Source organism: Bradyrhizobium sp. AS23.2 (genome assembly GCF_001908185.1).
GTDB lineage: Bacteria > Pseudomonadota > Alphaproteobacteria > Rhizobiales > Xanthobacteraceae > Bradyrhizobium.
In genome coordinates, this window is sequence record NZ_LGHM01000049.1 from 1 (window position 1) to 12,407 (window position 12,407).

The 12,407-nt window shown below is 64.3% G+C and carries 12 protein-coding genes; 3 read left to right on the forward strand and 9 right to left on the reverse strand.

Features of this window, described 5'->3' with window-relative positions; translation table 11 throughout:
• Positions 1-60: 60 nt before the first annotated feature.
• The 5 genes from AC630_RS11660 to AC630_RS11680 all read right to left on the reverse strand — a co-directional run bounded on the left by AC630_RS11660 (position 61) and on the right by AC630_RS11680 (position 4,753).
• On the reverse strand, positions 61-792 hold the full coding sequence (locus AC630_RS11660; protein WP_074118686.1) for an amino acid ABC transporter ATP-binding protein: 732 nt from the start codon (positions 790-792) through the stop codon (positions 61-63).
• 8 nt (positions 793-800) lie between these two features.
• The gene (locus AC630_RS11665) at positions 801-1,493 is read right to left on the reverse strand and encodes an amino acid ABC transporter permease (protein WP_074118687.1); all 693 of its coding nucleotides are present in this window, start codon (positions 1,491-1,493) and stop codon (positions 801-803) included.
• A 4-nt stretch (positions 1,494-1,497) separates the two neighbouring features.
• Positions 1,498-2,229 carry an amino acid ABC transporter permease gene (locus tag AC630_RS11670; protein WP_074118688.1) on the reverse strand — a complete coding sequence of 244 codons (732 nt, stop codon included), beginning with the start codon at positions 2,227-2,229 and terminating at the stop codon, positions 1,498-1,500.
• 116 nt (positions 2,230-2,345) lie between these two features.
• Positions 2,346-3,257, reverse strand: a complete 912-nt coding sequence (locus tag AC630_RS11675; protein ID WP_074118689.1) for an amino acid ABC transporter substrate-binding protein — start codon at positions 3,255-3,257, stop codon at positions 2,346-2,348.
• Between the two features lie 89 nt (positions 3,258-3,346).
• Positions 3,347-4,753: a M20 family metallopeptidase gene (locus AC630_RS11680; RefSeq protein WP_074118690.1), complete on the reverse strand. Its 1,407-nt coding sequence runs from the start codon at positions 4,751-4,753 to the stop codon at positions 3,347-3,349.
• A 243-nt stretch (positions 4,754-4,996) separates the two neighbouring features.
• On the opposite strand from AC630_RS11680, the gene AC630_RS11685 reads away from it, so the two are divergent.
• Positions 4,997-6,376 carry an LLM class flavin-dependent oxidoreductase gene (locus AC630_RS11685; protein ID WP_074118691.1) on the forward strand — a complete coding sequence of 460 codons (1,380 nt, stop codon included), beginning with the start codon at positions 4,997-4,999 and terminating at the stop codon, positions 6,374-6,376.
• A gap of 151 nt (positions 6,377-6,527) precedes the next feature.
• On the opposite strand, the gene AC630_RS11690 is transcribed toward AC630_RS11685, so the two are convergent.
• Positions 6,528-8,189, reverse strand: a complete 1,662-nt coding sequence (locus tag AC630_RS11690) for a thiamine pyrophosphate-binding protein (protein WP_074118692.1) — start codon at positions 8,187-8,189, stop codon at positions 6,528-6,530.
• Between the two features lie 264 nt (positions 8,190-8,453).
• Positions 8,454-9,080: a glutathione S-transferase family protein gene (locus AC630_RS11695; RefSeq protein ID WP_074118693.1), complete on the reverse strand. Its 627-nt coding sequence runs from the start codon at positions 9,078-9,080 to the stop codon at positions 8,454-8,456.
• Between the two features lie 184 nt (positions 9,081-9,264).
• On the opposite strand from AC630_RS11695, the gene pyrE reads away from it, so the two are divergent.
• Together pyrE and AC630_RS11705 are read left to right on the forward strand one after the other, a co-directional pair.
• On the forward strand, positions 9,265-9,828 hold the full coding sequence (gene pyrE / locus AC630_RS11700) for an orotate phosphoribosyltransferase (RefSeq protein ID WP_074118694.1): 564 nt from the start codon (positions 9,265-9,267) through the stop codon (positions 9,826-9,828).
• A 250-nt stretch (positions 9,829-10,078) separates the two neighbouring features.
• Positions 10,079-10,846, forward strand: a complete 768-nt coding sequence (locus AC630_RS11705; protein WP_074118695.1) for a DUF2865 domain-containing protein — start codon at positions 10,079-10,081, stop codon at positions 10,844-10,846.
• Between the two features lie 127 nt (positions 10,847-10,973).
• On the opposite strand, the gene AC630_RS11710 is transcribed toward AC630_RS11705, so the two are convergent.
• Together AC630_RS11710 and pdeM are read right to left on the reverse strand one after the other, a co-directional pair.
• Positions 10,974-11,405 carry a hypothetical protein gene (locus AC630_RS11710; RefSeq protein ID WP_074118696.1) on the reverse strand — a complete coding sequence of 144 codons (432 nt, stop codon included), beginning with the start codon at positions 11,403-11,405 and terminating at the stop codon, positions 10,974-10,976.
• A gap of 174 nt (positions 11,406-11,579) precedes the next feature.
• Positions 11,580-12,278 (reverse strand): ligase-associated DNA damage response endonuclease PdeM, encoded by a 699-nt coding sequence (gene pdeM, locus AC630_RS11715; protein WP_074118735.1) that lies wholly within the window; start codon positions 12,276-12,278, stop codon positions 11,580-11,582.
• Positions 12,279-12,407 lie beyond the last annotated feature (129 nt).

Sequence of the window (12,407 nt, forward strand, 5' to 3'; positions counted from 1 at the left end):
CGGCTGGTGGTTATGGATTCCGGGCCTGCGCCTTCGGCGCATCCCGGAATGACGACTGAATTAGTGCGACAGAATCTTCGACAAGAACTTCTGCGCGCGGTCGCTGCGCGGCTTGCCGAAGAAGTCGTCCTTCGGGGCGTCCTCGACGATCTCGCCGCGGTCCATGAAGATCACGCGGTTGGCGACCTTGCGGGCGAAGCCCATCTCGTGGGTGACGACCATCATGGTCATGCCTTCGCGCGCGAGGTCGACCATGACGTCGAGCACCTCGCTGATCATTTCAGGGTCGAGCGCCGAGGTCGGCTCGTCGAACAACATGGCGATGGGGTCCATGGCGAGAGCGCGCGCAATGGCGACGCGCTGCTGCTGGCCACCGGAGAGCTGCGCCGGGAATTTCTGCGCATGCTCCTTCAGGCCGACGCGGTCGAGCAGCGCCATGCCCTTGGTCACCGCCTTACCGTGCGCCCGCCCCAGCACCTTCTCCTGGGCGAGGCAGAGATTGTCGATGATCTTCAGGTGCGGGAACAGCTCGAAATGCTGGAACACCATGCCGACGCGTGAACGCAGCTTCGGCAAATTGGTCTTGGGGTTATTGACCTTGATGCCGTCGATGGTGATGTCGCCCTTCTGGAAGGGCTCCAGCGCGTTGACGCATTTGATCAACGTCGACTTGCCGGACCCGGAGGGACCACACACCACCACCACCTCGCCCTTGGCAACGCTGGTGGTGCAGTCGGTCAGCACCTGGAAGGTCGAGCTGTACCATTTATCGACGTGACTGATTTCGATCATGACGGGCCCTAGCGAAGGATGGCAATGCGCGACTGCAGGCGGCGAACGCCGAACGACGCGACACAGGAGATGGTGAAGTAGACGACGGCGGCAAACAGATACATCTCGACCAGACGTCCATCACGCTGCGCGACCTTGCTGGCTGCGCCGAGGAAATCGGTGATCGACAGCACGTAGACCAGCGAGGTGTCCTGGAACAGCACGATGGTCTGCGTCAGCAGCACCGGCAGCATGTTGCGGAACGCCTGCGGCAGCACGACGTAGCGCATGGTCTGGGCGTAACTCAGGCCGAGCGCGCTGGCTGCGGCCGGCTGGCCGCGCGAGATCGACTGGATGCCGGCGCGCATGATCTCGGAGAAATACGCAGCCTCGAACATGATGAAGGTGATCAGCGAGGAGGCGAAGGCGCCGACGGTGATCGGGCGCGAGGCGCCGGTCACCCACTGCCCGATATACGGGACCAGGAAGTAGAACCAGAAGATGACGAGGACCAGCGGCAGCGAGCGCATGAAGTCGACATAGAGGCCGGCGATGCGCCCGAGCGTCTTGTAGCCCGAGAGCCGCATCAGCGCGATCGCGGTGCCGAAGATCAGGCCGCCGGCCGCAGAGAGCGCCGTCAGCATCACTGTGAAGCTCATGCCCTCGTAGAACAGATAGGGCAGCGCGCGGACGATGACGTCGAAATCGAAATTGCTGAACATGGCGCTATTTCCCCGTGATGTAGCCGGGGATCGCGACATAGCGCTCGAGGAAGCGCATCGCGGTCACGACGACGGCGTTGACGAGGAGGTAGAGGATCGTGGCGGCGGTGAAGGCCTCGAACACCTGGAACGAAAATTCCTGCATCGAGCGCGCCTGTCCGGTCAGCTCGAGCAGGCCGATGGTGATCGCGACCGCGGTGTTCTTGATGGTGTTGAGGAACTCCGAGGTCAGCGGCGGCAGGATGATGCGGAAAGCCATCGGCAGCAGCACGTAGCGATAGCCCTGCACAGTCGTCAGTCCGAGCGCCGTCGCTGCCATCCGTTGCCCGCGCGGCAGAGAGCCGATGCCCGCCTGCAATTGCACGGCGACGCGCGCCGACATGAAGAAGCCGATGCCGATCGCGGCGGTCCAGAACGGCGCGTTCGGCAATTGCTTCAGCCACAGGCCGGCTTCCTTCGGCAGCAGTTCCGGCAGCACGAAGAACCACAGGAACAGCTGCACCAGCAGCGGCATGTTGCGGAAGAATTCGACGTAGCAAAAGCCGAACCAGTAGGCGCCCCTCGACGGCAGCGTGCGCATCACGCCGACGACCGAGCCGGTGACCAGTGCGATGATCCAGGCCAGCGCCGCGGTCTTCAGGGTCAGCGCCAGTCCCGACAGCAGCAAGTCGAGATAGGTGCCGGTCCCCATCGGGTTCGGCTGGAAAAAGATTCCCCAGTTCCAGTTGTAGTTCACGTGTCCCTCGCGCGAACGCGCCCTTCAGAGAAGTCCCGGGCGCCTATGCAAATGTCCGGCCACTCTGGTGTCAAGAGTGACCGGACATCATTCTGATCCCAAGGCTGGATCGGGACTTACTTATAGTCGTCCGGATTCGGCGAGTCCGAGGGCTTGGCGAACTCGTGCTTCAGCTCGTCGGAGATCGGGGTGTTGAGGTTCAGACCCTTCGGCGGGATCTTCTGGGTGAACCACTTCTCGTAGATCTTCTGGCCTTCGCCGGAGGTGTAGAGCGCAGCGGTCGCCGCATCGACCACCTTCTTGAACGGCGCGTCGTCCTTGCGCAGCATGATGCCATAGGGCTCGGGCTTGGAGAACGCGTCCTTCGAGATCACGTAGTCGGACGGATTCTTCGAGCCGGCGACGAGGCTGGCGAGCAGGATGTCGTCCATGACGAAGGCGACCGCGCGGTCGGTCTCGACCATCAGAAAGGCTTCGGCGTGGTCCTTGGCCGGGATGATGTTGGCGCCGAGCTTTTTCTCAACGTTGGCCTCGGTGAGCTGCTTGATGTTGGTAGTGCCGGCGGTCGAGACCACCGTCTTGCCCTTGAGGTCGTCGATAGACTTCAGGCCGCTCGACTTCTTGAAGACGTAGCGGCTCGCAGTCAGGAAGTGGGTGTTGGTGAACCCAACCTGCTTCTGGCGCTCGGCGTTGTTGGTGGTCGAACCGCATTCGAGGTCGATCGTGCCGTTGGCCATCAGCGGGATGCGGGTCGCCGAGGTGACCGGGTTGAGCTTGACCTCGAGCTTGTCGAGCTTGAGCTCCTTCTTCACGGCGTCGACGATCTTGTAGCAGATGTCCATCGCGAACCCGACGGGCTTCTGGTTGTCGTCCAGATAGGAGAACGGGATCGAGGAGTCGCGGAAGCCCAGCGTGATGGCGCCGGTGTCCTTGATGTTCTTCAACGTGCCGGTCAGTTCCTGGGCTCCGGCCTGGCTGACGGCGAAGGTCGCGGCGAGCGCGAGGCCGATGCTACGGATATGTTTCACTTTTTCTCCCCTTTCAGGATGATGCGGCCGGATGCAAGCACAAATCGGACCGAAATAGAATGTGACTTTCGACGGGATCGCGGCTCAGGTTAACGGCTCAACTTAGCGGTCTTGTTTAGTGGTCCCGGCAATTCCCCGAGATCCCAGAACAGCCCGGCCATCACCGTCAAGGCCTCTTCGGTCAATGGCAGCAGGATGTGCTCATTGGGCGCATGTTGGGAGCAGCCGGGATAGGAGTGTGGGACCCAGATCGTCGGCAGGCCCAGAATCTCGGAAAACACGTCATTGGGCAGCGAGCCGCCGAAGTTCGGCAGCACCGCCGGCGCCTTGCCGGTGGTCTCCTTCACGGAATCCGCCGCCCAGTTGATCCAGGGGCTGTCGAAATCGGTGCGCGAGGCGGCGAAGCTCTGGGCCGCCCGGACCTCGATCATCGGAAAGCCCTTCTCGACCAAATGCGCGCGGATGGCCTCGATCAGCCCATCAATTTTGGTGCCGACCACGAACCGCAGTTGCAGCACGGCATTGGCGTGGCCGGGGATGGCGTTCGCCGGCTTCTCGATATTGCCCGACGACATCGCCAGCACTTCCAGCGTGTTCCAGGCATAGAGCCGCTCGGCCGCCGACAGACCTTCCTCGCCCCAGTTCTCCGCGAGCGCCGGCTCGTCCTCGGTCGGCACCACCTGCACGTCCGCAAGATAGCTGCGGATCTGGTTGGTGAGCCGCGGCGGCTTCAGCGCGTCGAGCTGGAGGCGACCGTGACCGTCGACCAGCGTCGAGATCGCGTTGACCAGAATGGTCGCGGGATTGGCGAGCACGCCGCCCCAATTGCCGGAATGGTGGCCGCCGTCGCGCAAGGCTACGTCGAGATGGATGCGGATGCCGCCGCGACAGCCGAGGAACAGCGTCGGACGGTCGGCCGACAGGCGCGGCCCGTCGGAGGCCATGAACAGATCAGCCTTGAGCGCGTCGCGATTGAGGTCGCAGACCTTGCCGAGATCAGGCGAGCCGATCTCCTCGCCCATCTCGACGATGAACTTGGCATTGAAGCCGAGCTTGCCGCCGCGGGCGTCGCGTACGGCGCGGAGCGCCGCCATGTTGATGCTGTGCTGGCCCTTGTTGTCGGCGGTGCCGCGGCCATAAAGACGAATACCTGACGTCGTCGTGCGCCAGGGATCGCGGCCATCGCGCCATTCGCCCTCCATGCCGTCGACGACATCGCCATGGCCGTAAATCAGCACGGTCGGCGCCGAGGCGCTCTCCTGATGCTCCGCGAACAGGAACGGCGCCTTGCCGCTCGGAGATTCGACGATGCGGCTGGTAAAATCGAGCGCGGCGAAGGCCGGCTGCATCTCCTGTTCCAGATAAGCGCGCAGCTCCGCGCCGCGCGACGGGTTCTGGCTTTCGGTCCGATAGGCGACGCGGCGGTCGAGCTCGGTGAGGAACGCGCCGGATTTGAAATCCTCACGGGCGCGGGTGATGGCGTCGGCTCTGGTCATGACTTGTTTTTCGAGACTTTGATACGAAGGACCTTACCCGACAGGGGTGGGCCTTCGAAAGTGGCGGGGACTTGGAAAGTTCTTGGGATTTCGTTCTTGCTCGCTTGAGATTGGCTTGCCAAGGGCTGGAGCGCTGCTGATTTTGGCCTTGCCAAGGTCGAGCTATATGCAAGAACGTCGCCAAGTTCAGGCGCACATCTACCATTCGAAGATCGCTCAGTACAGGGCGCCCCGGGGACCATCATGGCGAAGCAGATCAGGCTCAACGCATTTGCGATGAATTGCGTCGCACACCAGTCACCGGGCCTGTGGACCCATCCGCGCGACCGCACCGCCGAATATAACCGCCTGCCCTACTGGATCGACCTCGCCAAGGCGCTGGAACGCGGCCGTTTCGACGGTCTGTTCCTGGCCGACGTGCTCGGCGTCTACGATGTCTATGGCAACAGTCCTGACGCGGCCTTGCGCAATGCAGCGCAGACGCCGTCGAACGAGCCGCTGCTGCTACTCTCGGCGATGGCGGCGGTGACTGAGAATCTCGGCTTCGGCGTCACCAGCAATCTGTCATTCGAGCCGCCCTACCCGTTCGCGCGGCGGATGTCGACGCTCGATCACCTGACCGAGGGGCGGATCGGCTGGAACGTCGTCACCGGCTATCTCGACAGCGCCGCGCGCGGCGCCGGCAAGGACAAGCAGACCGGGCATGACGACCGCTACGACATTGCCGACGAATACATGGAGGTGGTCTACAAGCTCTGGGAAGGGAGCTGGGAGGACGATGCGGTGTTGCGCGACCGCAAGCGCGGCACCTTCACCGATCCCACGAAAGTTCATCGCGTCAACCATGAGGGCGCGAACTACCGCATCAACAACACGATTCATCTCAGCGAGCCGTCGCCGCAGCGCACGCCGGTGCTGTACCAGGCCGGCACCTCGCCGCGCGGGCGGCAGTTCGCGGCCCGCCACGCCGAATGCGTGTTCATGTCGGGACCGTCGGCCAAGGTAATCGCGCCGCGCGTCTCCGCGATCCGGCAGGAAGCCGCGGCGCTCGGCCGCAATCCGGCCGATATCCTGATGTTCTCGATGATGACGATCATCCTCGGCCGGACGGAGGCCGAGGCGAAGGAGAAATACGCCGACTACCGCCGCCATATCAGCCCCGAGGGCGCGCTGACGCTGATGTCGGGATGGACCGGCGTCGACTTCTCCGGCTACGACCTCGACCAGCAGGTGCGCCACGTCCAGAACGATGCCGGCCGCAGCGCGATGGACAACGTCACCCGCGCCGATCCTGATCGCATCTGGACCGTGCGCGACGTCATCGAGCATGTCGGCATCGGCGGCGCCGGCCCTGTCGTGGTCGGCACGCCGGAGATGGTTGCGGACAAGATCGAGCAATGGTTCGAGGCAACCGACGTCGACGGCCTCAACGTCGCGTTCGCGATCTCACCCGGCGATTTCGAGGACATCGCCGACATGCTGGTGCCGGAACTGACCCGGCGTGGCCGGTACAAGCCGGAATATGCGAAGGGCACGCTGCGCGAGAAGCTGTTCGGCGATGGCCGAGCAAGGCTCGGAGCGCCGCATCCGGCGGCGGGGTATCGGGTGGGGAAGAAGGGGTAGAGCGCTGCCGCGAGTTGTTTGCGGCGGAGGAGGCAATCCGCCTCCTCCTCGTCATTGCGAGCGAAGCGAAGCAATCCAGACTGTCACCGCGGAGGGATTCTGGATTGCTTCGCTCCGCTCGCAATGACGGCGGTGGGTAAGCGCGCGCCGCCTACACCTTCCCGTCCACCATCACCTCGATCAGCTTGGTTCCCGGCCGATTGAATGCCGACGACAGCGTCGTCTTCAGCTCGCGGGGATCGCTGACCTTGATCGCCTCGCAGCCGAGCGCCTTGGCGACGCCGGCGAAATCGACCGGAGGATCCACAAAGTCCATGCCGACATAATTGTCGTCACCATGGAAGGCGAGCAGGCGCTGCTTGATGATGCGGTAGCCGCCATTGTTGGCGATGACGACGTTGAGCGGAAGCTTGTGATGTGCGGCCGTCCACAGCGACTGGATCGAATACATCGCGCTGCCGTCGCCTGAGAAGCAAACCACCGGCCGGTCCGGATTGGCGATGCTCACGCCGACGGAGGCTGGCAGGCCCCAGCCGATGCCGCCGGAGGCAAGGCCATGATAGCCGTAGCGGTCGCGATGCGGATGCAGCGCTGTGATCTGGCGGCTGGAGGTGAGGCCTTCGTCGACGAGGATGGCGTTATCAGGCATCGCCTCGACCATCTGCAGCACTAGAAAATCCGGATCGATCGGCGCACGGCCGGCGCTCTTGCCGATCTGCTCGACCAGCGCAGCGCGGCGCGCGGTCCAGTTCTTCGGTGCGATTTCAGCGAGGCGCTGCCTTGCGCGTTGCGCCAGGGCCGCGCCGCCCATCTCCTTCAGCACCGGGATCAGCGCGCGCAGGGTCTCCTTCAGGTCCGCCTTGAGCGCAATCTCGGCGCCGTAATTCTTGGCGATCTCCCAGTCGGCGAGGCCGACCTGGACGATGCCGAGGCCGTCCGGCAGCGCATCGACCTCGCTATAGACGGACATCCGCAAGGGATCACCGCCGAGCGCAATCAGCAGATCGTAAGGCGCGAGCGTATCGCGCGCGACCTTTTGCAGGCGCGCCAGCGTACCGACGAAGCTCGGGCTCTCGGACAAGAAGTGCGAGCCATACGGCGTCGAGGATTGGTAGGCGGCCGCGCCGAGCAGCTCGGCGAGTTCGGCAGCCTCCTTCAGCGCGTCGCTCTTGACTACCTCGTCCATGGTGACGATCACGGGGCGTTCGGCCTTGAGCAGGTGCGCAGCAAAAGCCTTCAGCGCCTCGTCCGACGGTTTCGTGCGCGCGTCGATGCGGGTGGAGCGGCCGAGGTCGATCCCGGCCTCGCTGTTCAGGATGTCGCCGGGCAGCGAGATGAACACCGGCCCGGTCGGCGGCGTCATCGCCACCTTGGCGGCGCGGCGCACGATGCGCGGCAGGTCCTCCAGCCGCGTCACCTCCACGGCCCATTTCACCAGCGGCTCGGCCATGCGCACCAGCGGGCCGTAGAGCACCGGCTCCATCAGGCCGTGGCCCTGCTCCTGCTGGCCGGCGGTCAGGATCATTGGCGTGCCCGTGAACTGGGCGTTGTAGAGCGAGCCCATGGCGTTGCCGAGCCCGGGTGCGACATGGACGTTGCAGGCGACGAGCTTGCCGGAGGCGCGGCTATAGCCATCGGCGATCGCGACCACCAGGCTCTCCTGCATCGCCATCACATAGGTGAGATCGGGATGGTCCTTCAGCGCGTGCATGATCGGCAGCTCGGTGGTGCCGGGATTGCCGAACAGGTGCGTGATGCCCTCGTCCTTGAGCAGCGCGAGAAAGGCGGAGCGGCCGGTGATCTTGTTCTTCATGTTTCCTCCAAGCCCCGCGGTGTTGCCACGAGGACAGAAGCATGATGGACGAAGTCGCGGGAGGCGCGCAATGGAGCGCGATCATGGCTGCGTTGCGTCGAAACGCAAACTGCGCTCTCGTGTCCCGGACGCGCTGCAGCGCTCTTGCGCTGCTGCGCAGAGCCGGGACCCAGCGCCCGAGCAAGCGGCTCCTGGGCCCCCGGCTCTGCAGTGCATCGCTTGCGCGCTGCACTGCGTCCGGGGTACGAGAGAAAAGAGCGCCAATCAATCCAGCTTCGCGTCCATGCCCCGCTTCACGGCCGGGCGCGCCATCAGGGCTTCGTACCAGCGCTTGACGTTGGGGAAATCGGCCAGCTCAACCTTGTGGCGAGGGTGACGCCAGGCCCAGCCCAGGATGGCAAAATCCGCAACCGAGAGGTCGCCGGCGACGAAGTCGCGGCCATCGAGGCGGCGGTCGAGCACGCCGTAGAGCCGGCGCGTCTCGGCCATGTAGCGCTTCAGGCCGTAGGCGCGGTCCTGCTCGTTCTCGAGCGCGATGAAATGGTGGACCTGGCCGGGCATCGGCCCGAAGCCGCCCATCTGCCACATCAGCCATTCATAAACGGGGATGCGCCCCGCAAGCGACTTCGGCAGGAATTTGCCGGTCTTTTCGCCCAGATAAAGCAGAATCGCGCCGGACTCGAAGATGCTGACGGGCTTGCCGTCCGGTCCCTCGGGGTCGACGATCGCGGGGATCTTGTTGTTGGGGCTGAGCTTGAGGAACTCGGGCGCCATCTGCTCACCCTTGGTGATGTTCACCGGGATCACCTTGTAGGGCAGCCCCATTTCCTCCAGCGCGACCGAGATCTTGCGGCCGTTCGGCGTGTTCCAGGTGTGCAGCTCGATGGTCATGCCTTATGTCCTTCCCCCAAGAGGCCTGGTAGCGGTTTGCCCCTCCACTACTCCAGAAGTTTGCAACCCCACAACCGGCGGACCGGGATGACCGATCCCTGTTGACGGGAGACGCTCCCTCTGGAATGTCGCGGCCGTCGCGGATAAATTCCGCCTCCTCCAAAAACGCTCCCGAGGGACCGCCGTGTCGAAATCAGCCTCCCGCGCTCGCCTGTTCGAAATCATCCGCCGGCGCTCCTTCGGCCGCGGCGAGGTGACGCTCGCGTCAGGCCGCAAGAGCGATTTCTATTTCAACCTGAAGCCGACCATGCTCGACCCGGAGGGCGCGACCCTGCTCGCCGAGCTGACCTATGAGGCGCTGAAGGACGACAAGCTCGACTTCATCGGCGGGCTCGAGATGGGCGCGGTGCCGCTTGCCGGCGCGCTGGCGCAGATCTCCTGGATCAAGGGCCATCCGATCGCAGCGTTCTTCGTGCGCAAGAAGCCGAAGGAGCACGGCGCCAAGCTCGCCATCGAGGGGCTGCCGAAGGGCGAGACGCTCGAGGGCAAGCGCGTCGTGATCGTCGAGGACGTCACCACCACCGGCGGCTCGGCGATGAAGGCGGTTGAATCCGTGCGCGAGACCGGCGCCGATGTGGTGCTGGTGCTGACGATGGTCGACCGCGAGGAAGGCGCCACCGACACGTTCGGTGCTGCCGGCCTGCCGTTCCGCTCGCTGTACAAGGCGTCGGAGTTCCTGAAGGCGTAAGACGACGAGACATTTTCCGTCGTCATGCCTGGGCGTGACCCGGAAGCAACGCCGTCCGTGAAAGCTGCGCCCGGCCTTAAAGAGGTCACCGCCTCGTCTTGAAACCGCCTCCGCGCAACTGCTCATTTACCATCGCGCATTATGGTGAATCGTGTGCTGAGACCTCGAAAGGTCCTGGCCGGTTCGGTAGCGTCGGGTGGAGTGATCCTTGCGTACAGAGTTGTCCCATACGCGGCGGCAGCGTCGCGCGATGCTCGTAGCCGCCATCCTTGCGGTTCCCATGCTGGCGACCCCGGCCCCGGTTTCGGCCGAAGGCCTGTTCGACTTCTTCTTCGGCGGCTTGCAGCGGTCGCAGCCGCAGCAGGCAACCTCCTACGATCCCTTCACCGGCCAGCAGAATCCCGCAAACCCGCAATATGTGCCGCCGACACGCTCGGCCGCCGCCGGCTCGGGCCCGGCTTTCTGCGTGCGCAGCTGCGATGGCAAATATTTCCCGCTGATGCGCGGCATGGTCTCGCCGGCGCAGATGTGTCAGGCCTTCTGTCCCGCCACCGCCACAAAGGTCTATTTCGGGTCCAGCATCGACGGCGCCTATTCACAGACCGGCGAGCGTTACGCCGACAGCGAGAACGCGTACGCCTATCGCAAGGCGCTGCGCGCCGACTGCACCTGCAATGGCCGCGAGCCGGTTGGTCTTGCCCCGGTCGATCTCGCGCTGGATTCGTCGCTGAAATCCGGCGACGTGATCGCGACCTCCGATGGCCTCGTCGCCTATACCGGCGTTCGCCTCGGCACCGACCAAACTGCGGAATTCACCCCGGTCGCCTCCTATCCCGGCCTCACCGCGCAGGTCCGCGCCCGCCTCGGCGAGATGAAGGTGGCTCCGGTGCGTGCCGATACGGTCGCAGCGGATGCGCCGGCGGCGACGGAGATCGTGCGTGAGACGCCGCCTGATGTGACAGTGCCGAAGACGCAGACGCAGGCGCAAAAGCCGGCGAAGCGCGTGGGACTGGATTGATGATCCTCATGGTGAGGAGTCGCGCTCTTGCGCGGCGTCTCGAACCATGAAGGCCCTGCTGCTGCAACTCGGCCTTCATCCTTCGAGACGCGCGCAAGCGCGCTCCTCAGGATGAGGAGCGAGAGCGTCACCTTCCGATAATCACCCCGATCACGTTCGGCGCCGCCAGATATTTCTCCTCGATCGCCGCGCGCGCGGCAGCGCGGTTCTCCGCTGTCAGGAGACCGCGCTTCTCGGCCAGGATCATCCAGCAGAAACCCCACCAGTCGGTCAGCATGCCCGCCTCGTCGACGAGGTCATAACCCTGCTCGGCCGCGAAGATGCGCGCATGCGCTTCGTCCAGCGTGTCGAGGAACAGATGGTCATCAGTGGAGAACAGATCGTCGCTGATGTCGTCGATGGTATAGCCCCAGATCGACTGGCACACCGCGTTGAACTCGCGGTCGAACTGGTCGTCATCGACCGCGTATCGCCGCGCCGTCTGATGCAGCCGCGACAGCGAGCGCGCGAAATCGGCAATCCGGGTGAGAGCAAATTGATCGAAGGCAACGGTGGACATGTAGTCCTCGCAAGGTCTGACAGACGCTAGATATTGTGTCGGCAGCACGCCGAATCACAATGATATATCAAAGACTTGCTAAAGTGTTCTTAATTTGTTCCAGCGCAGCTCGATCACATCCGCAGGCGACGGCACGTGGCTGGACGCTCAAACCGATTGGCGCCGCTGCGGGTCTCAATAACACCGCGACGCTGCGATGGCGTGGACGCGGCGGTCGCCGAGCAGGTGCGCGACAAAGCCATTCTTCGGAAAGATTTTTGCGAACGCGGCGTCACGGATGCTGAGGCCGCCGGCATAGGCGCCAAAGGCCGGCATCACGGCGCGCATCCTGTCGGAGGCGAAGCAGCGGCGTTCCATCGAACGGCCGCGCGCGGAGACGCGCGCCTTCGGGTGCAGATGACCGGCGATCTCGCCGTGCGCGCCAGTCGGCTCGTGGCGGAAGGTGATCGGGCCGATCGCGACTTCATCGGCGACGGCGCCGCCGAGATCGCGCGGCAGCATGGGGTCGTGATTACCTGAGATCCAGATCCAGTCGCGGCCATTTTGAAGCGAGGCCAAGGCGTCGCTATCGTCCGCCGTCAGCCGTTCATGCGCGGTGCGGTCGTGGAAACTGTCGCCGAGCGCGATGACCACGCGGGGATCATGGCGGGCAACGACCGCGGCAAGCCGACTCAGCGTTGCCAGCGTGTCGTAAGGCGGCAGCAGCACGCCGCGCGCGGCGAAGCTGGACCCCTTTTCCAGATGCAGGTCGGAGACCACGAGCAGGCGCTGCTCTTCCCAGAACAGCGCGCCGGAGAGATCCGCGTGAAACGGCACACCGCCAACATCCAGCGTGCGCGTTGAGGTTATCGATAGCGCGCCGTTCTCCGTCATGGCCGGGCTCGTCCCGGCCATCCACGCTCTTGCCACCGAGACAAAGACGTGGATGCCCGGGTCTTCCAGTTGAAGACGCGCTCCGCGCTTTGGCCCGGGCATGACGGTGTGGATGGTACTGCGCGCCTC